Source organism: Nocardioides sp. 1609 (assembly GCF_004522105.1).
In the GTDB taxonomy this organism is placed as follows: domain Bacteria; phylum Actinomycetota; class Actinomycetes; order Propionibacteriales; family Nocardioidaceae; genus Nocardioides.
On sequence record NZ_SPUJ01000004.1, the window covers coordinates 81,943 to 99,653 of the forward strand.

The window sequence follows — 17,711 nt, forward strand, 5'->3', positions numbered from 1 at the left end:
GTACGCTGACCGCGTGACCGACCTCGACGACGTCGCCGCCCTCACCGCGACGCGGTTCCGCGCCACCCGCGTGGTCGGAGGCAGCACCCCGTCGCCGCCGAGGGACGCCGCCCTGCCGCCCGGTCCGCGGTGGCCGGCACTGGTGCAGACGGTCGCACTGATGCGGTTCCGGCACCGGTTCCACCCCTGGCTGCACCGGCGCTACGGCGACGTCTACACGGTGCGGCTGATCCCGGGAGGCCGGCCGCTGGTGATGGTGACCCGTCCGGAGCACGCCAAGGAGGTCTTCGCGGGCGACCCGGAGGTCTTCCACGCGGGCAAGGGCAACGCGATCCTCGGGCCGATCATGGGCCGGCACTCGCTGCTGCTCCAGGACTCCGTCGACCACCGGCGGGCCCGCAAGCTGCTGATGCCGGCGTTCAACGGCCACGCGCTCCGGGAGTACGCCGACCTGGTCACCGACCTCGCGCGCGCCGAGGTCGGCCGCTGGGGCGACGGGTCGAGCTTCCGCAGCCTCGACCGGATGAACGCGCTGACCCTGGAGGTCATCCTGCGCGTCGTGTTCGGCGTCACCGACGAGGAGCGCCTCGCCGCCCTCCGTCCGCGGGTCAACGCCACCGTCGACGTCCCGCCGGTCGTGCTGCTCGGCTGGGGCTACCCGTGGCTGCAGCGCTTCGGCATCTGGAAGCGCGTGGTCGACAACCAGTACGAGCTCGACCGGCTGATGTACGCCGAGATCCGCGAGCGTCGCACCGCCCCCGACCTGGCCGAGCGCACCGACGTCCTGTCGCGCCTGGTCCGGGTCGGCCAGGGCGCCGACGCGGCGCCCGAGGACCGGCTCAGCGACCTCGAGCTGCGCGACCAGCTCGTCACGCTCCTGCTCGCCGGCCACGAGACGACCGCGACCGCGCTGGCCTGGGCGCTCTACGAGCTCGGCCGCCACCCCGACCTGCACGAGCGCACGGTCCGCGCCGTCGCCGGGGCCGACGACCACGACCGTGACGCCTGGCTCGAGGCGGTGCTCAAGGAGTCGATGCGGCTGCACCCGGTGATCCCGATGGTGGTCCGCACCCTGATGGCACCGGCGAGGATCGCCGGCCACGACCTGCCGGCCGGCGCCACCGTCGCGCCGTCGATCATCGTCAGCCACCAGCGCGACGACAACCACCCCGACCCCGAGGTGTTCCGCCCCGACCGGTTCCTCGGGCAGAGCCCGCCCACCAACACCTGGATCCCCTTCGGCGGCGGCGTGCGACGGTGCATCGGCGCGGGCTTCTCGCTGATGGAGGGCGTCGCCGTGCTGCGCGAGGTCTTCGAGGCCTTCGACGTCGAGGCCGACGGCGACGACGTCCCGCTGGTCCGCAACATCACCTCCGTCCCGCGGCGCGGCGCCCGGATCCGGGTCCGTCGCCGATCGCGGTAGCCCCGGACCGGGGTGGTCCGGGACTACCCCTGCGGAGACGCCAGGACCATCCACACCCAGGCGCGGCGCTGCCCCTGGTTCCAGGCCCGCTCCTCCTCGGCGGGAAGCCGGGTGAAGCCGTTCGCGAGGTAGCAGGCGATGGCGACGTGGTTGTCGTCGGTGGTGCGGAGCATCGTGGTGGCCAGGCCGGTCGAGGCGGCCTCGGCGACGAGCAGGCGGGTCAGCAGCCCGCCGTGACCGCGGCCGCGCAGCGGCTCCGGAACGATCAGCCGGGCGAGCTCGACCTCGTCCTCCTCGGGGTCCAGCCACAGCTCGCCGTACGCCGACGGCGTCCCGTCGACCTCGAGCACCCAGGGGAGCACCTCGTCGTCGTCCCACCACTCCAGGACGCCGGCCGGCTCCATCGGGTGCCAGGCGGCGATCGTCGCGACGTCGTCGCGGGTCGCCCGGCGCAGCGTCACGGCCGGCGTCCGACAAAGGCCATCAGCCGGGTGACCGGGTCGGCGTCGTCGGCGACCACCACGCGCGGACCGTACTGGCCGCTGGCGCGGAGCAGCTCGTCCATGGGTTCCATCGCCGCCAGCATCGAGGCGCAGAGGTCGACGTCGAGCGCCTCGGACTGGCCGGTCGCGCGGGCCAGGTCCCAGGTGTGCATGAAGACGTCGCCGGTGTAGAACCGCGAGACCGCCTCGGGCAGCGGGACGTCGCCGACGTGCGGGTTGCTCAGCACCAGGTCGGCGCTCGCCGGGTCGTCGAGCAGGCCCTGGACGGCGTCCGCCTGGCTCCGCCAAGCCCCGACGGGGTCGTCGTCGACCGACGGGCCGGCCGGCAGCTCGATCCCGGTGCCGCCGCGCAGGAAGCCCGGGAACCACTCGACGAGGTGCCGGACGACGTCGCGAGCCGCCCAGCCCTCGACGGGGGCGGGGGCGTCCCACGCGCCGGCGCGGTCCGCTCCCTCGACGCGCTCGGTGAAGCCGGCCGCGACGGTGCGGTGGAAGGTGGCGGGGTCGGTGTCGTTCACGGTGCTCAGACTGCCCGACCGGGCCGGATCCATCGACCGGGATCCGGGCGCGCCCAGGCGGCGGGCTAGCGCGAGAGCGCCCAGCCGAGGACGCCGAGCGCGCCGGTCGAGGTGGCGGTCCGGACGACGTTCCACCGCACCCAGGGGTCCTCGAACGCCGTCCGGGCGGCCGCCGGGTCGGCGTCGCCGGCCGCGGCGAGGGCGTCGTTGAGCGGCACGTTGCCGACGACGGTGACCACGACCGTCGCGGCGGCGAGCGCCAACCCGGCGATCGCCCACGGGCGGGCCGACCCCGACGTCGCCGCGACGCCGAGGGCGGCGAGCGCGGGCGCGCCGACGAACGTCGCGAGGAAGACCGGGTTCACGATCGCGACGTTCGCGTGCTGCATCGTCGAGACGAACGTGCGGTCGTCGGTGCGGGCGAGTCCGGGCATCACCCCCGACGCCCAGGTGTAGTAGGTGCCGGCCTGGAGCCCGTTGGCGACCACGGCGGCGAGGAGGATCGGGACCCGGAGGTGCTCGAGGGAGTCGGCCATGGCTCCAGCCCACCACGGGTGGTCGAGACGATCCATGCTCCTGGGTGCCGATCCCATGCGTGATCGTCTAGCGTGTCGGGACATGGACGGTCTGGCCGCGCTCCTCGACGGACCCCGCGCCCGCGGGGCCTTCCTGCTCCGCTGCCTGTTCGACCCGCCGTGGTCGGTGCGCCTGGCCGACGACGCCCCGCTGTCGGTGACCGCGGTCGTGCGCGGCCACTCCTGGCTGCTGCCGGCCGGGGCGTCGACCTGGGCGCCGGTCCGGCTCGGGCCGGGCGACGTCGCCGTCCTGCGCCCCGACCGCCAGGACCTCGGGGCGGCGTACGCCGTCATCGCCGACGACCCCGCGACCGACGTGCAGGCCGTCATCCACCCCGGCCAGGTCTGCCGGACGCCCGACGGCCGCGAGCTGCACGAGGAGATGCACCAGGGCGTGCGCAGCTGGGGCAACAGCGCCGAGGGCGCGACGGTGCTCCTCACGGGCGCCTACGCCGTCGACGGCGAGCTGGGTGGGCGGCTGCTGCACGCGCTGCCGGGGCTCGTCGTCCTCGGGGCAGGCGAGCTGGACAGCCCGCTCGTCGACCTCCTCGGAGCCGAGATCCTGCGCGACGACCCCGGACAGCAGGCCGTGCTCGACCGGCTGCTCGACCTGCTGCTGGTCGCGGCGCTGCGCACCTGGTTCGCCCGGCCGGACGCCGCACCGCCGCGCTGGTACGCCGCGCAGGCCGACCCCGTGGTCGGCCCGGCCCTCCGGCTCGCCCAGCACCACCCCGAGCGGCCCTGGACCGTGGCGGCGCTCGCCGCCACCGCCGGGCTGTCCCGCGCGGCGTTCGCGCGGCGCTTCCACGACCTCGTCGGGCAGCCGCCGATGACGTTCCTCACCGAGTGGCGCCTCGACCTCGCCGCCGACCTGCTGCTCGACCCCGACCTCACCCTCGCCGCGGTCGCGCACCGGGTGGGCTACGGGTCGCCGTTCGCGCTGAGTGCGGCGTTCACCCGTCGGCGGGGCATGTCTCCTCGGGAGCACCGTCGGCGATGCGCCGGAACCCGAGCACCCCTGGCGTCGGCGGCTGCCACGTGAGCACCTCGGGCTCGCCGGTGGTGAGCACCAGCCGGACGCCGTGGGCGGCGCCGGTCGGCCAGCGCCGCGGCCCGGTCGACGAGGGTCCGGAGGCCGGCGTCGGACCGGTCGCAGGTCGTGCCGGTGTCGGGCAGGGGCACCGGCAGCAGGTCGGTGAGGTCGAGCGCGTCCGCCGTCAGCCGGTCGGCGAGCGCGTGGACCCCGTCGGGGTCGAGGGCGAGGGCCATCGCTCAGGCAGCCCTCGGGGTGAGCTCGACGGTCGCGGCGACGGCGTCGAAGAGGTCGCCGTAGTCGGGGTGGTCCTCGCGCGCCGCCGAGCAGGTGAGGGTGACGCCGTACCCGTCGACCAGCCAGGACCACTGGTCGCAGAGCACGTCGGCGGCGCCGACCCGGTGGGCGAAGCGGTGGTAGACCACCTCGTGCCCCTCGAGGTCGTGGACGTCGTCGTCCTCGAGCGCGAAGTCGACGAGGACGGCGGCGAGGCCGGTGAGAGCAGCGGCGCGCCACGTGGCGGCGTCCGGCTCCATCACGGGTCCGGCGCGCAGCGTCAGGTCGGGCCGGAACCCGCTCGCGGGCAGCAGCACCGACCGGGCCGCGACGACGACGCCGCGGTCGGGATCGGAGCGCCGGCGCCACGTCCGGGGAACGGCGACGGTCAGGTCGGGGCGTGCGGTGGTGGTCATGCCGCAGCCCTGCTCGGTGCGCGGCTGGGGACAAACCCGGCGCCCCGGCGCCTGTGGACGACCGCCTGCCCGAGGTCCCGGGCCGACGCACCGACCCGGGCGCCGACCGCGTCGGGGAGCCGTCCCGCGGCACGCGATGACGTCGTGAGCCGGGATCGGCGTCGCCGAGCGGTCCCACGCCCGGCCTCCGGCTTGGTCGCCGAGCGATGCTCGCTCACAATGGCCACGTGAGCGACGACCAGCCCGAGCCGACCGTCCGCGACGGCCACCCCATCGTGTGGGGCCTGGTCGCGATGATCGCCGTGGTCGCCGTCGTCGGCGGCGTCCTCGCCGGTGGTGTGTTCGTCGGGACGAAGGCGCTCGGGCTGTCCGACGACCCCATCGCCACCGAGGAGTCGACGGCGCGCGAGACGATGGTGGTGCCCGACCCGACCGAGACCGACGTGTCGCCGACCGACTACGTCACCCTGCGCGACGTCCCCGAGAAGCCGACGCCGTCGTCGAGCTTCTCCGAGACCCCGGACGCCGACGGCACCATCACGCTCGAGGCCGGCCAGTCGTCGGTCGGGGCGATGGAGACGATCAACCTCAGCGGCACCTATCCCGACGGAAGCGACGGCACGGCACTCGTCGTGCAGCGCTTCGACGGCGGCGGCTGGGCGCCGTTCCCCGACGCGGGGTCCCCGATCACCGCCACCGTCAACAGCGGCGACTTCGGGACGTTCGTCCTCACCGGCAACATCGGCGACAACCGGTTCCGCGTGATCGACCCCGACGCCGACGTAGAGTCCAACGAGGTCGTCGTCACCGTCGGCTAGGCCCGCCGACTGACGCCGTCGTCGAGCCGGCGGCGGTGGTCCTCGCGGCCGACCCAGAAGCCGGTCCACGCCGTGCCGGCGACGCCGAGCAGCCCGATGACGACGCACGCCGTCGCGAGCGGCGCCACGGCGGCGACGGCGCTGACGACCAGGGGCCCGCCCGACAGCCCGACGTCGCCGCACAGCCGCCACCCGCCGAGGAACTGCGCGCGGCCGTCGGCCGGGGCGGCGTCCGCCCCGAGCACCATCACGATGCCGGAGCCGAGCCCGTTGCCGACCGCGATCAGCACGTACGCCGCCGCGACGGCCGCCGTGGTCGTCGCGAGCGGGAGGAGGAGGGTCGCGACGGCGACCGTGGCGACGACCGGGACGGCGACGACGGTCCGCCCGACGCGGTCCATCAGCCAGCCGCCGGGGTAGAAGAACACCATGTCGATCGCGCCGGACAGGGCGAAGATCAGCGACGTCGCGCTGGGGGAGATGCCCACGTGGTCGGCCCACAGGGGGAGCAGCCCGTTGCGCACCGACCTGGACGCCGAGATGACCACGACGACCGTGCCGAGGGTCAGCAGCACGCGGCGGTGCTGCGCCAGCACCTCCCACACGCCGAGGTGCTGCCCGGTGTCGCGGCGGGACCGGCGGCGCTCGGCGCCCAGGTCGGGCATCGTGCGGGCCAGGGCGGCGGCGCCCAGCGCGGCGACGGCGGCGAACCAGAACACCGCCGACAGGCCGAGGACGACGATCAGCCCGGCGCCGAGCAGCGGCCCGAGGAAGACGCCGACCCGGTGCGAGCCGCCGAGCGTCGAGAGTGCCCGGGCGCGGTGGCTGAACGGGACGACGTCGATCATGTAGCCCTGGCGCGACATGAGGAACGTCGTCCAGGTCATGCCGCTCAGCACGACCGCCACCGCCAGGACGGCGACCGACCCGGCCAGCGCGCCGACGGCCATCGCGACGGCGTCGACCACCCCGGCGTACACGAGGGCTCGGCGTTCGCCGATCCGGGCCACGAGTGCGCCCGCGGGGAGGGAGGCGACGAGCATCCCGACACCCAGCAGGGCGACCACGGCGGCCGCGGTGCTGACGTCGGCGCCGAGGTCGCGCGCCCGCAGCGCCAGGATCGGCATCACCGCGCCGTGGCCGGTCGAGCTGACGATCGTCGGGCCGTACGCCGTCAGCGCGATGTCGCGGAGACGGAACTCCGAGGACGCGGCGGACGGCACCGGGCCATTCTGGCGTGACGGACGCCGGTGCGGCTCAGGCGGTGGCGGGCTCGAGGTCGGGGGCAGTGGTGGTGGGGACCGGCCGGGCGCGGCGGCGGTACTGCCCGGCCACCACGGAGCCGAGCACGACGGCCATGCCGAGGGCCTGGACCGGGCCGAACGCCTCGGCGGCGAACGCGACGCCGAGCGCGGTGCCGGTGACCGGGTTGAGCAGGCCGACGAGCGAGACCGCGCCGGCCGGCATGTGGGTGAGGCCGTGGAACCAGCAGGTGTAGGCGAGGATCGTGCCGGCCAGGCCGATCCAGAGGAAGCCACCCGCGGCGGGCAGGTCGATGGCCGGGGGAGCGCCCTCGACGAGGAGCGCGATCGGCAGCAGCAGGAGCCCGCCCGCGACGAGCTGCCACGACACGAGGGTGAGCATCGGGACCGGCGCCTGCCAGCGTTTGACCAGCACGAAGCCGAGCGCCGAGACGGCGACCGACCCGAACGCGCCGACGAGGCCGAGCGGCGTGACGCCGTCCGGGGAGCGGAGCACGAGCAGGGAGACCCCGGCCAGGCCGACGAGGGCCGCGACGACCCGGACGACGGCCGGGCGCTCGCGGAGCATCGGCCAGGCCAGCGCCATCACGGCCAGGGGGGAGGCGGCCTGGATGGTCGCGGCCAGGCCGCCCGGCAGCTCGTAGGCGGCCAGGAAGATGAGCGGGAAGAAGAGCCCGATGTTGCAGGCACCGAGGACGGCGGCCCGCCACCACCAGTCGCCGGTGGGCAGCCGGCGCAGGATCACGAGCAGCAGCAGGCCGGCGGGCAGGGCCCGCATCAGCGCCGCGAACAGGGGCCGGTCGGGCGGGAGGAGCTGCTCGGTGACGAGGTAGGTGGTGCCCCAGGCGAGCGGGGCGACGGCCGTGATCGCGACGGTGCGACCCAGAGTCTCTTCCATGGAAGACAGTTTAGTTTCCACCTAAGATAAAGTCCATCCCGTGAACGAGGACCACGTCGGCCGGATCCGTCAGCAGTGGGCCGAGCAGCGTCCCGACCTCGACACCTCGCCGATGGGGATCATCGGCCGGCTGCACCGGCTGTCCGACCACCTGCACGCCGAGCTCCGGCCGGTCTTCGCAGCGGCCGGGCTGTCCGACGGCGACTTCGACGTCCTCGCCTCGCTGCGCCGGGCCGGCGAGCCCTACGAGCTGACGCCGGGCGGCCTGGCCGAGACGACGATGGTCACCTCGGGCGCGGTCACCAAGCGGGTCGACCGGCTCGAGAACGCCGGTCTGGTGGCGCGCACCGTCTGCGAGAACGACGCCCGCTCGCGTCGGATCCGCCTCACGCCCGCCGGCCTCACCGTCGTCGACGACCTCGTCGAGAAGCACCTCGCCAACGAGACCCGCCTCGTCGCCGGCCTCACCGACCTCGAGCGCACCCGGCTGGCCCACCTGCTGGAGAAGTGGGGCCGCGTCCTCGACGCCGGCTGAGCCCACCGGAGGTCGAGCGCCAGCGAGCGCCGACGACGAGACCCGCTCAGCCCGGGACGTAGTCGAACGTGTCGGGGTTCGGGCCGGTGCGGCCCGCCTCGCCCCGGTCGAGGGCGGAGATCGCGGCGACCTCGTCGTCGGAGAGCTCGAAGTCGAAGATCCCGAAGTTCTCGCGCATCCGCTCGGCGCGCATCGACTTCGGGAAGATCACGTCGCCGCGCTGGACGTGCCAGCGCAGGGTGACCTGCGACGGCGTCCGGTCGTGGGCGGTGGCGATCCGGCCGACGGTCTCGTCGTCGAGGACGGCGCCCTGGGCGATCGGCGACCACGCCTCGACGAGCGCGCCGTGGCGGTGCGTGGCGGCACGGGCCGCGTCGTTGGTGAAGTAGGGGTGCGCCTCGATCTGGTTGACCGCCGGGACGACGCCGGTCTCGGCGACGATCCGGTCGAGGTGCTCGGGCTGGAAGTTCGAGACCCCGACCGCACGGGCGCGGCCGTCGGCGACGAACTCGGTCAGCGTGCGCCACGTGGCGGCGTAGTCACCGTCGTACAGCGTCGGGAGCGGCCAGTGGATGAGGAACAGGTCGATGTGGTCGAGCCCCAGCTTCTGCAGCGTGCCGTCGAACTCGCGGCGGGCGTCGTCGGGGCGGTGGAAGCCGTTGTTGAGCTTGCTGGTCACGAACAGTTCGTCGCGCGGCAGGCCGGAGGAGGCCAGGCCGAGGCCGGTCTCCTGCTCGTTGCCGTACATCTGGGCGGTGTCGATGTGGCGGTAACCGATCTCGAGCGCGGTCGCGACGGTGTCGGCGGTCTGCGCGGGCGGGACCTGGTAGACCCCGAAGCCGAGCTGCGGGATGGTCGTCTGGTTGTTGAGGGTCAGGGACGGAACGGTCGATGCCATACCTAGGACCACAAGTTGCGGACCGCATCTATTCCGCTCCGGCGCCCCGCGAAGGGGTGAAGCACGGCTCGGCACCTCGTCGTGGGCCCGAACCGGTCAGTCGTCGAGCCCGGCGCAGGCGCGCAGGTCCGCCCGGTCGGCGTCGAAGTCCGCGACCTCGGCAGAGCGCAGCGGAGCCGGCAGTCCGTCGGACCCGATCCGGGCCGGCGTCCACGCGGCCTCGGTGACCCTGGCCCGTCCGGACGGCGATGCCGGCGGCCGCACGGTGAGGGTCAGCACCCCGGTGGTGGACGTCGCCTCCGAGGCCTGGGTGTACCAGGCGTAGTTGCCGAGTCCGTAGGCCACGTAGCCGGGGCCGAGGCGCCCGTCGCCCTGCAGCCGGTGGGTGTGGCTGCCGACGACCACGTCGGCACCGGCCGCGACCACGTCGGCAGCGAGCGAGCGCTGCTCGCGGCTCGGGCAGCGCTCCCCCTGCACGCCCCAGTGCAGGTAGGCCACGACCACGTCGGCCGAGGAGTCGGCCCGTGCGACGGCGCGCAGCAGCCGGGTCGGGTCGACGGCGTCGGCGGTGCCGGCGGAGTCGGCCGTCGCGGCCCAGGAGCCGGTCGGGTCGGCGGTGGGGTCGAGGGCCGCGACGGTGGCGCCGATCGTGGCGACGAGGGTGCCTCCGGGGCCGCCGACCTCGGTGCGGCCCGCCCGGAACGCCTCCGCGGCGTCGCGTCCGAACCCGACGACGTCGAGTGGCGGGTCGGCCCGACGGGCCCGCTCGAGGGCGTCGAACATGCCCGGCAGCGGCTCGCGCCCGAAGTCGAGCGCGTGGTTGTTGGCCATGGTCGCCACGTCGACGCCCGCGCCGGCGAGCGCGGCGAACGCCGACGGCGGCGCCTGGAAGGTGTAGCGCTTGGCGGGGTCGGGGCGGCCGCCGGTGCCGACCGACGTCTCGAGGTTGACGATGGCGACGTCGGCGGCCGCGAGCGCCGACGTCGTCGGCGCCAGGGCGGTCGCCGGGTCGCGCAGCCGGTCGCGCAGCACCCCCTCGAAGTGGACGTCGCCCGCGACCGCGATCGTCACCGGTGCCGGCCGCGACCCGGGTGGCGGCCCGGGTGGCGGCTCGGCGTCCGGGGTGGTCGGCGGGGTGCTCGACGGGGTGCTCGACGGCGTGCTCGGTGGGGTCGGCGCCGCTGGATCGGCTCGTGGCCGGTCGGTCGAGGAGCACCCGGCCACCACGAGCAGCGCGGCGCCGGCGAGCGCGCGGGTCAGCGCAGCCATGCCGCCACGACCCGCGCCACCCGCCCGAGCTGGGCCGGGTCGACGACCGAGGCCACGTCCTCCGGACGGTGGTAGGCGGCGTACGGCGTGCTGCCGAGCCGGGCCGCGGGCAGGCCCTCGTCGGCGAACGACTCGTGGTCGCTGGAGGTCTCGCGCTCCTCGAGCACCGTCGCGACGTCGACCCGCCGGGCAGCCGCCCGGAGACCGGTGCTGACGTCGTTGGCGGCGAGGACGGTCTGCACGGGGACCACGCTGCCGACGCCGACCCGGTCGAGCGAGACCATGCCCTGCAGGCTGCGTCGCTCGGCCGGGGTCATCCGCTCCACGAACGCCTTCGACCCGTAGTGGTGCGCGTCGCCCGGACCGCGCGGCTCCTCGGAGCCGAAGAGCACGAGCACCACGGGCAGCCGCGTGCGTCGTCCCTCGAGCGCCTCCGCGAGGGCGAGGACGACGCCGACGCCGGACGCGTTGTCCTCGGCGCCGGGCGCCGCCGGGACGGTGTCGAGGTGCGCCCCGACGAGCAGCCACAGCTCCCCGGGCCGTCGTTGGCCGCGGGAGGCGACGAGGTTCACCGACGGGCCGGCCTCGACCGGCGCCGACCACGAGTAGCCGGCCGGGGTGGGGAAGCGCTGTCGCTCGACCGACCAGCCGGACGCCGTCAGCTGGTCCTCGGCCCAGGCCGCGGCCCGGAAGTAGGCGTCGGTGGTGCCGGGGCGGGGCCCGATCCTCCCGGCCAGGTGCTCGACGGCGGCGACGGCGGTGCGCACGCGGACGTCGTCCGCTGCGAGACGGGGCTCGGGGGCCGGGTCCGGCGTCGGGGTCGGGGTGCCCGGGGCCGTCGGCGTCGGGTCCGTCGGGGCCGACGACTCCGAGGTCGCGGTGGACGGCGAGGTCGGGGTGGGCGGCGCCGCGCCCGGGTCGGCGCCGGAGCCGCCGCTGCACCCGGCCGTCACGGCCAGGCACACGACGAGGGGTGACAGCCGGCGCAGCACGTCCCGATCCTCGCAGGTCGCCCCAGCCGCCCCGGTTCGCCGCGGCCGGGGCAGGGCGTGGTCGTCGGTCAGGCCGGCGTGAGCGCCGGCGCGAGCGCGAGGTCGACCAGCAGCGAGGCGTGCGCGACGGCGGAGTCGACGACGGGCAGCGGCGCGTCGTCCGCGCCGACGAGCAGTCCGATCTCGGTGCAGGCCAGGACGACGGCGTCCGCCCCGCGCTCCTGCAGGTCACGCATCACCTCGACGTACGCCGCCCGCGACTCGTCGCGGAAGACGCCCTGGGTGATCTCGTCGAAGACGACGCGGTCGACCAGGTCGCGGCCGGCCTCGTCGGGCACCACGACCGAGATGCCGTGGGTGGCGAGCCGGTCGGCGTAGAACGTCTCCTCCATCACCCAGCGGGCGCCGAGCAGGCCGAGCGTCGTCCAGCCCTCGCGGCGGGCGACGGCCGCGACGGCGTCGGCGATGTGGACGGCCGGCACGGACACGGCGTCCTCGAGGGCGCCGAAGTTCTTGTGCATCAGGTTGGTGCAGAGGCCCACCAGGTCGGCGCCGCCGGCCTCGCAGCGGCGGGCGGCGTCGGCGAGCAGGGCGGCCGAGCCGTCCCAGTCGCCGCGGACCTGGCAGTCGCGCACCTCGGAGAAGTCGAGGGACTGCAGCGAGATCTTCGCCGAGGCATGCCCACCGAGCCGGGCCGCGACCTGCTCGTTGATCATCCGGTAGTAGGTGGCGGTGGAGTGCCAGGACATGCCGCCGACGAGCCCGATGGTCTTCATGCCTCCAGCATCGGGGCCGGAGCCGTTCAAAGGAATCCCCGTCCTCCTAGGGCAAGGCATAACCTGTGCCTATGGCCCTCGACGCCCGGCGCACCCTGATCTTCCGGGCGGTGGCGCGGGCCGGCTCGATCAGCGCGGCGGCGCGCCACCTCGGCTGGACCCAGCCCGCGGTCAGCCAGCACCTCGCCCGGCTCGAGCGCGAGGCAGGCGGTCCGCTCCTCCTGCGCGGACCCGGCGGCGTCACCCTCACCGAGGCGGGCGCTGCGCTGCTGCGCCGGGCGGACGTCGTCGCCGCGGAGCTGCACGCCGCCGCCGAGGAGCTGGCCGCCCTCACGCACCTGCGGGCCGGCCGGGTCCGACTCGTGGCCTTTCCCTCGGCCGCCGCCACCGTGGTGCCGGACGCGATCGGCGCGCTCGCGGCGGCGCACCCCGAGATCGAGGTCGGGCTCGAGGAGGCCGAGCCGCCCGAGGCGCTCGCGGCGGTGGCGGCGGGCGACGCAGACCTCGCGCTCGTCTTCGGCTACGACGGCGCCCCCGTCGGCCTCGGCACCCTCACCTGGCGCCCGCTGCTCGACGAGCCGGTGCACCTGGTCCTGCCGCCGGGTCGGCGCGCACCCGGCCGCGGTGGGCTGGCCGCGCTCGCCGAGGAGGACTGGATCGGCGGCTGCGTGCGGTGTCGCACCCACCTCGTCGACTGCTGTGAGGCCGCGGGCTTCACCCCGACCCTGCGGCACACCACCGACGACTACGTCGTCGTGCAGAACCTCGTCGCCCGGGGCCTCGGCGTCACGGCGCTGCCCGAGTCGGCGCTGACGGCGTACCGCCACCCCGACGTGGAGGTGCTGGCCCTGCCGGCCCTGGGACGGCGCCACGTCGGCCTCGCCCACCGGCTCGGGGCCGACCTCGTGCCCGCGACCGCCGCTCTCGTCGTCCGCATCGTGGCCGCCGCGGGAGCGTGACGGCAGCGGGGTCAGTGGGCGATGTCGCCGACCTCCTCGCACCCGTGGAGGGTGTCGGCCGGGTCGGGATCACCCCAGTAGCCGACGAAGTCGACGCCCGGGCCGCACCAGATCTCGTCGCGCCTCCCGTCGACCTGCCAGTCCACGTAGCTGTCGTCCCCGGCGCCGAGGTGGATCCGGTCGCGGCCGACCTCGTTCTCGACGGTGTCGTCGCCGGCACCGCCGACGAGGTCGTCCCCGCCCCGGCCGCCGGACAGGACGTCGTGCCCGCTCCCGCCCTCCAGGTGGTCCGTGCCGTTGCCCCCGCGGAGGCTGTCGCTGCCGGAGCCACCGCTGAGGACGTCCGCACCGGTGTGCCCCCACAGGCGGTCGTGGCCGGCCCCGCCGCGGATGTCGTCGGCGGCGGCGGTGCCGCGGAGCCGGTCGTTCCCGGCGGTGCCGGTGATCTCGTCGAGCGCGCCGGCACCGCTCGCGGCGGGCACCGCGAGTGCCAGGGCCAGACCCAGGAGGGTCGCGGCCCCGGCGACGGGACGTCGGGCGCGGCGCCCGGACTTGAGCGGGGTGTGGTGCATCGGAGTCCTCCACGGTCGGGGTGGCCCGGGTGACCACCGTCCATCATCAGATGCGCGCGGCGGTCGGTTGGTTGCACGGTGCGACCGGACCGGGCGACACCGGTCACCAGACGAGGGTCGCGCGACGGGCTGCTCCGGCCTACGGTCGGCAGATGCCCACCGTCGAGGTCCGGCCCTTCGAGCCCGGCGACGAGACCGCGATCGCGCGCCTCTCCGCCGTGGTGCGGTGGCCGTCGCTCACCGACCCCGCGGTGGTGCTGCGGGTGTGCGAGGCGCCGGGGTCCGTGGCGTTCGTCGCGGTGACGGACGACGTCCTTGTCGGCTGGGCGCAGGCGCTCGGCGACGGCGTCCTCCAGTCGCACCTGAGCTTCCTCGCCGTGCACCCCGACCACCGGCGCCGCGGGATCGGGCGGCTGCTGGTGGTGGTGACGTTCCAGGCCACCGCCACGGCGCGGATCGACCTCGTCACCCTCGACGCCGAGTCGTTCTACGAGAGCTTCGCGCACCGCCGGATGCTCGGCTACCGGCTCTACCCCGGCGTCTGAGCGCGCCCGGCGGCGGCTCCGTAGGATCGCGCCGTGCCGCCCCGCTCCCCGTTGCCGCTGCGGCACGGGCTCAGCGCGGCTTGGGTCTGCACGCCCCACCGCGACCCCGGGCGGCCGGCGCCCTGGACGACGATGGGTCAGTGGCTGCGCGACCACGTCGACGCCCGGGTCGCCGTCGAGCCGATGCTCGCGGCCGGACGGTTCGTGTACGCCGACGCGCGACCGGTCGCCGACGCGGACCCCTACCGCCCGCACACGTTCGTCTGGTTCCACCGCGACCTGCGCGCGGAGCCGCTCGTGCCCGGGCCGATCACCCTCGTGCACCGGGACGAGCGCGTGGTGGTGGTCGACAAGCCGGCGTTCCTGTCGACGGTCCCGCGTGGCCGGCACGTGACCCAGAGCCTGGTCGTGCGCCTGCGCGACGAGCTCGGCCTGCCGGACCTGACCCCGATGCACCGCCTCGACCGGGTCACCTCGGGGCTGGTGGTCTGCGCGGTCGGGAAGCAGTGGCGCGGGGCCTACCAGTCGATGTTCGCGCAGGGCACCGTGCGCAAGACCTACCGCGCCCTGGCGCCGTGGCGCGCCGCCCTGGAGTCGCCGACCACGGTCCGCAACCACGTCGCGCCGATCCCGGGCACCGGCCGCGCCGAGGTGGTCCCCGGCGCACCGGTCAACGCCGAGACCCTCGTGGAGCTCGAGGAGCGCCGCGCGGACCTCGCGGTCTACCGGCTCGTCCCGCGCACCGGCCGCACCCACCAGCTGCGCCTGCACCTGCGCGACCTCGGCGCCCCGATCGTCGACGACCCGCTCTACCCGGTCGACCTCGAGGTCGACGTCGACGACTTCACCCGGCCGTTGCAGCTGCTGGCCAGCGAGCTCGCGTACGTCGACCCGGTGGACGGCGTCCGGCACCGGTTCGTGAGTCCGCGCACCGTCCCGCTCGACCCGGCCTGAGGCAGCACGACACCGCCGCCGTCGTGGTGGAATGCGTCATGCGCACCGCGTGGGGAGCATCGCCGGTCCTGACCGGCCTGCTGCTCGCCGTCGTCGGGTGCGCGGGTCCGCCGGAGGCGTCGTCACCGGGCGACGCGACCTCGGCCGCGACCTCGGCCGCCACGTCGGCGGCGACGTCGGCCGCGACCGGGACGGCGGACGGGTTCGACCAGGAGCTGCACGACGAGCTGGTCGCCATCCTCGAGCGCGACCAGCTCGAGAGCACGGGACAGGCGGCCGAGGACACCTTCGCCCAGCGCGAGGCCCGGCTCGAGGAGATCTTCGCCGAGCACGGCTGGCCGGGCTTCGACCTCGTCGGGCGGGACGGCGGCGACGCCGCCTGGGCCATCGCCCAGCACGCCGACCTCGACCCCGCGTTCCAGGCGCGGGCCCTCGAGCTGCTGCGCGACGCCGTCGCGGCGGGCCAGGCCTCGCCCGGCAACCTGGCCTACCTCGAGGACCGGGTCGCCGTCTCCGAGGGACGGCCCCAGGCCTACGGGACCCAGATCCGCTGCGGCGCCGACGGGCCGGTGCCGGCCACCCCGATCGACGACGAGGACGGCGTCGAGCAGCGCCGCAGGGACGCCGGTCTCGACCCGCTCTCGGACTACCTCGCCGAGATGACGGAGCTGTGCGCGCAGGACGGCGCCGACTGAGCCGATCCGTCCTACACTCGGCGGGTGGGTCGACTCCCGCTCGTGGTTCTCACCGTGCTGGCCGCGGTCGGCGTGACGCCGACCGGGTCGGCGGCGCCCTCCTCCCACGACACCCCGGGGCGCACCGCGACGTCGTCCGCCGCGCGGGTGGTCGGCGACGGCTCGAGCGCGAGCTGCACGTCGGCCGCGGTGGTGCGCGCCGTACGCCGGGGCGGCGTGATCCGCTTCGACTGCGGCCCGCGGCCGGTGACGATCGAGATGCGACGCACCGCGAAGGTGGTCAACACCTCGCGGCGGGTGGTGATCGACGGTGGCGGGCTCGTCACCCTGAGCGGGATGGGCAAGCGCCGGATCCTCTACCAGAACACCTGCGACCCGGCCCAGGTCTGGACGACGTCGCACTGCGACGACCAGGCCTCACCGCGCCTGGTGCTGCGGGGCCTGACCTTCGCCCGAGGCAGCTCCACCGGCCAGGAGTACGACGGCGGCGGTGGTGGCGCGGTGTTCGTCCGCGGCGGGCGGCTGAAGGTCGTGGGCTCGACGTTCGTCGGCAACCGCTGCGACCGGGTCGGGCCGGACGTCGGCGGGGCGGCGCTCCGCGTGCTCGACCAGCACCGCGACCGGCCGGTGGACGTCGTGCGCAGCACGTTCAGGAACGGTCGCTGCAGCAACGGCGGCGCGATCAGCAGCATCGGCGTCTCCTGGCGCATCGAGGACAGCACCTTCGTCGGCAACCGGGCCATCGGCCGCGGCGCCAACCCCGCCCGCCCGGGCACGCCCGGCGGGGGCAGCGGCGGGGCGATCTACCTCGACGGCAACCTCTTCACGCTGTCGCTGGTCCGCACGACCGTGCGCGGCAACGTCGCCCGCGAGGGCGGCGGCGCGGTCTTCTTCGTGAGCAACGACCGCACCGGCACGATGCAGATCCGGGGCTCGCGGCTGGTCCGCAACCCCAGCCGGGGCTTCGAGACCGCCGGCCTGCCCGGCATCTTCTTCCTCGGCGCCCGGGCGCCGACGATCATCGACTCCGTGCTGCGCTGACCCGGCGGCCGCACCGTCAGCCTGCGTCGGTGTCCTGCACGTCGATCACCAGGCGCGACGGCGACGTGAGGGTGAAGGCCCGGAAGGGGACCGGCTCGCCGTCGATCCCGACGAAGACCTGGGTGTAGCCCTCGAACGTGCCGGCGACGTAGACCTCGGCGACCTCGTCACCCGTGGACCTCACCCGCGTGGGACCGCTGTAGTAGTCGGGCGCCGGCCAGGTCGTGCCCGAGGCGAAGACCTGCAGGGTCGCCGTCCCGTCCACGTCGACGACCTCGCCGCTCCCCTCCAGCCTGGCCCTCCCGACGTAGTCGAGGACCCAGCCGGGCGTGCCCTCACCGCTGAACTCCAGCACGACCCGGTCGAAGCCGTCACGCTCGGCGGCGCGGACGTCGACCAGCACCAGCCCCGCCCCCGTCCCGTCCGCCATCTGACGGCCGGTGCCGTCGGCGAACGCCGGGGCCTCGGACGTCGGCTCGGACGTCGGCTCGGTCGTCGGTTCGGTCGTCGGTTCGGACGTCGGTTCGGACGTCGGTTCGGCCGGGTCACTGGTGGTCGACTCCGACGCGGGCGCGACCGTGGCCTCGTCGGCCTGCGAGCCGGTGGCGCAGCCGGCCAGGAGGGCGAGGGTCACCAGCGCGATGCCTGCCATCGTCGTACGGCGTCTCATGGGTCGTCCTTCGTCTCTGCGGAAGTCCTGCGCTTGCTTCCTAGGACGCACGACGCAGGCTCCCGGTTGACAGGACGCTCGTC

21 protein-coding genes are annotated in these 17,711 nt (G+C 75.2%); 9 read left to right on the forward strand and 12 right to left on the reverse strand.

Going from position 1 to position 17,711, the window contains the following annotated elements; all coding sequences use genetic code 11:
* The first annotated feature begins 13 nt into the window (after positions 1-13).
* Positions 14-1,423: a cytochrome P450 gene (locus E4623_RS10760; protein ID WP_245155020.1), complete on the forward strand. Its 1,410-nt coding sequence runs from the start codon at positions 14-16 to the stop codon at positions 1,421-1,423.
* A gap of 23 nt (positions 1,424-1,446) precedes the next feature.
* On the opposite strand, the gene E4623_RS10765 is transcribed toward E4623_RS10760, so the two are convergent.
* The 3 genes from E4623_RS10765 to E4623_RS10775 form a co-directional block, all read right to left on the reverse strand.
* Complete coding sequence (locus E4623_RS10765; protein ID WP_134766556.1) at positions 1,447-1,884, reverse strand: GNAT family N-acetyltransferase; 438 nt, start codon at positions 1,882-1,884, stop codon at positions 1,447-1,449.
* Positions 1,881-2,444, reverse strand: a complete 564-nt coding sequence (locus E4623_RS10770) for a TIGR03086 family metal-binding protein (protein WP_245155021.1) — start codon at positions 2,442-2,444, stop codon at positions 1,881-1,883. Before E4623_RS10770 ends, E4623_RS10765 begins: the two co-directional genes overlap by 4 nt.
* Before the next feature lie 65 nt (positions 2,445-2,509).
* Positions 2,510-2,980 carry an anthrone oxygenase family protein gene (locus tag E4623_RS10775; protein ID WP_134766558.1) on the reverse strand — a complete coding sequence of 157 codons (471 nt, stop codon included), beginning with the start codon at positions 2,978-2,980 and terminating at the stop codon, positions 2,510-2,512.
* An 82-nt stretch (positions 2,981-3,062) separates the two neighbouring features.
* Between E4623_RS10775 and E4623_RS10780 the strand changes: the two genes are divergently transcribed.
* Entirely contained in the window at positions 3,063-4,061 is a 999-nt protein-coding gene (locus tag E4623_RS10780; RefSeq protein ID WP_134766559.1) for an AraC family transcriptional regulator, read from the forward strand.
* Between the two features lie 230 nt (positions 4,062-4,291).
* On the opposite strand, the gene E4623_RS10785 is transcribed toward E4623_RS10780, so the two are convergent.
* The gene (locus E4623_RS10785) at positions 4,292-4,744 is read right to left on the reverse strand and encodes a hypothetical protein (protein WP_134766560.1); all 453 of its coding nucleotides are present in this window, start codon (positions 4,742-4,744) and stop codon (positions 4,292-4,294) included.
* A 227-nt stretch (positions 4,745-4,971) separates the two neighbouring features.
* On the opposite strand from E4623_RS10785, the gene E4623_RS10790 reads away from it, so the two are divergent.
* Positions 4,972-5,562 carry a hypothetical protein gene (locus E4623_RS10790; RefSeq protein WP_134766561.1) on the forward strand — a complete coding sequence of 197 codons (591 nt, stop codon included), beginning with the start codon at positions 4,972-4,974 and terminating at the stop codon, positions 5,560-5,562.
* Here the strand turns inward: E4623_RS10790 and E4623_RS10795 are convergent.
* Both E4623_RS10795 and E4623_RS10800 read right to left on the reverse strand, forming a co-directional pair.
* Positions 5,559-6,785, reverse strand: coding sequence for an MFS transporter (locus tag E4623_RS10795; protein WP_245155022.1), 1,227 nt, complete (start codon positions 6,783-6,785; stop codon positions 5,559-5,561). The genes E4623_RS10790 and E4623_RS10795 overlap by 4 nt on opposite strands.
* Positions 6,786-6,819: 34 nt before the next feature.
* Positions 6,820-7,722 carry an EamA family transporter gene (locus tag E4623_RS10800; RefSeq protein ID WP_167736576.1) on the reverse strand — a complete coding sequence of 301 codons (903 nt, stop codon included), beginning with the start codon at positions 7,720-7,722 and terminating at the stop codon, positions 6,820-6,822.
* A 40-nt stretch (positions 7,723-7,762) separates the two neighbouring features.
* On the opposite strand from E4623_RS10800, the gene E4623_RS10805 reads away from it, so the two are divergent.
* On the forward strand, positions 7,763-8,257 hold the full coding sequence (locus E4623_RS10805; protein WP_245155023.1) for a MarR family transcriptional regulator: 495 nt from the start codon (positions 7,763-7,765) through the stop codon (positions 8,255-8,257).
* Between the two features lie 46 nt (positions 8,258-8,303).
* Here E4623_RS10805 and E4623_RS10810 read toward each other — a convergent pair whose 3' ends face one another.
* The 4 genes from E4623_RS10810 to E4623_RS10825 form a co-directional block, all read right to left on the reverse strand.
* Entirely contained in the window at positions 8,304-9,155 is an 852-nt protein-coding gene (locus E4623_RS10810) for an aldo/keto reductase (RefSeq protein WP_134766562.1), read from the reverse strand.
* Positions 9,156-9,251: 96 nt separating this feature from the next.
* Complete coding sequence (locus tag E4623_RS10815; protein WP_134766563.1) at positions 9,252-10,424, reverse strand: CapA family protein; 1,173 nt, start codon at positions 10,422-10,424, stop codon at positions 9,252-9,254.
* A complete protein-coding gene (locus E4623_RS10820) occupies positions 10,412-11,416 on the reverse strand; it encodes a M28 family peptidase (RefSeq protein WP_134766564.1) in 1,005 nt (334 codons plus the stop codon). Before E4623_RS10820 ends, E4623_RS10815 begins: the two co-directional genes overlap by 13 nt.
* Positions 11,417-11,484: 68 nt before the next feature.
* Positions 11,485-12,192 (reverse strand): amino acid racemase, encoded by a 708-nt coding sequence (locus tag E4623_RS10825; protein WP_134766565.1) that lies wholly within the window; start codon positions 12,190-12,192, stop codon positions 11,485-11,487.
* Between the two features lie 71 nt (positions 12,193-12,263).
* Here E4623_RS10825 and E4623_RS10830 point away from each other — a divergent pair, with 71 nt between their 5' ends.
* The gene (locus tag E4623_RS10830; RefSeq protein ID WP_134766566.1) at positions 12,264-13,151 is read left to right on the forward strand and encodes a LysR family transcriptional regulator; all 888 of its coding nucleotides are present in this window, start codon (positions 12,264-12,266) and stop codon (positions 13,149-13,151) included.
* An 11-nt stretch (positions 13,152-13,162) separates the two neighbouring features.
* Here the strand turns inward: E4623_RS10830 and E4623_RS10835 are convergent, their stop codons facing one another.
* Positions 13,163-13,723, reverse strand: coding sequence for a calcium-binding protein (locus E4623_RS10835; RefSeq protein WP_134766567.1), 561 nt, complete (start codon positions 13,721-13,723; stop codon positions 13,163-13,165).
* Positions 13,724-13,875: 152 nt separating this feature from the next.
* On the opposite strand from E4623_RS10835, the gene E4623_RS10840 reads away from it, so the two are divergent.
* Genes E4623_RS10840 through E4623_RS10855 form a run of 4 tightly spaced genes read left to right on the forward strand, consistent with a single transcriptional unit; the run spans position 13,876 to position 16,958 of the window.
* Positions 13,876-14,268 carry a GNAT family N-acetyltransferase gene (locus E4623_RS10840; protein ID WP_134766568.1) on the forward strand — a complete coding sequence of 131 codons (393 nt, stop codon included), beginning with the start codon at positions 13,876-13,878 and terminating at the stop codon, positions 14,266-14,268.
* Positions 14,269-14,301: 33 nt separating this feature from the next.
* Positions 14,302-15,222 carry a pseudouridine synthase gene (locus tag E4623_RS10845; RefSeq protein ID WP_134766569.1) on the forward strand — a complete coding sequence of 307 codons (921 nt, stop codon included), beginning with the start codon at positions 14,302-14,304 and terminating at the stop codon, positions 15,220-15,222.
* Positions 15,223-15,260: 38 nt separating this feature from the next.
* The gene (locus tag E4623_RS10850) at positions 15,261-15,917 is read left to right on the forward strand and encodes a DUF6624 domain-containing protein (protein ID WP_134766570.1); all 657 of its coding nucleotides are present in this window, start codon (positions 15,261-15,263) and stop codon (positions 15,915-15,917) included.
* A gap of 24 nt (positions 15,918-15,941) precedes the next feature.
* Entirely contained in the window at positions 15,942-16,958 is a 1,017-nt protein-coding gene (locus E4623_RS10855; protein ID WP_134766571.1) for a hypothetical protein, read from the forward strand.
* Positions 16,959-16,974: 16 nt separating this feature from the next.
* Here the strand turns inward: E4623_RS10855 and E4623_RS10860 are convergent, their stop codons facing one another.
* Positions 16,975-17,628 (reverse strand): hypothetical protein, encoded by a 654-nt coding sequence (locus E4623_RS10860; protein WP_134766572.1) that lies wholly within the window; start codon positions 17,626-17,628, stop codon positions 16,975-16,977.
* Positions 17,629-17,711 lie beyond the last annotated feature (83 nt).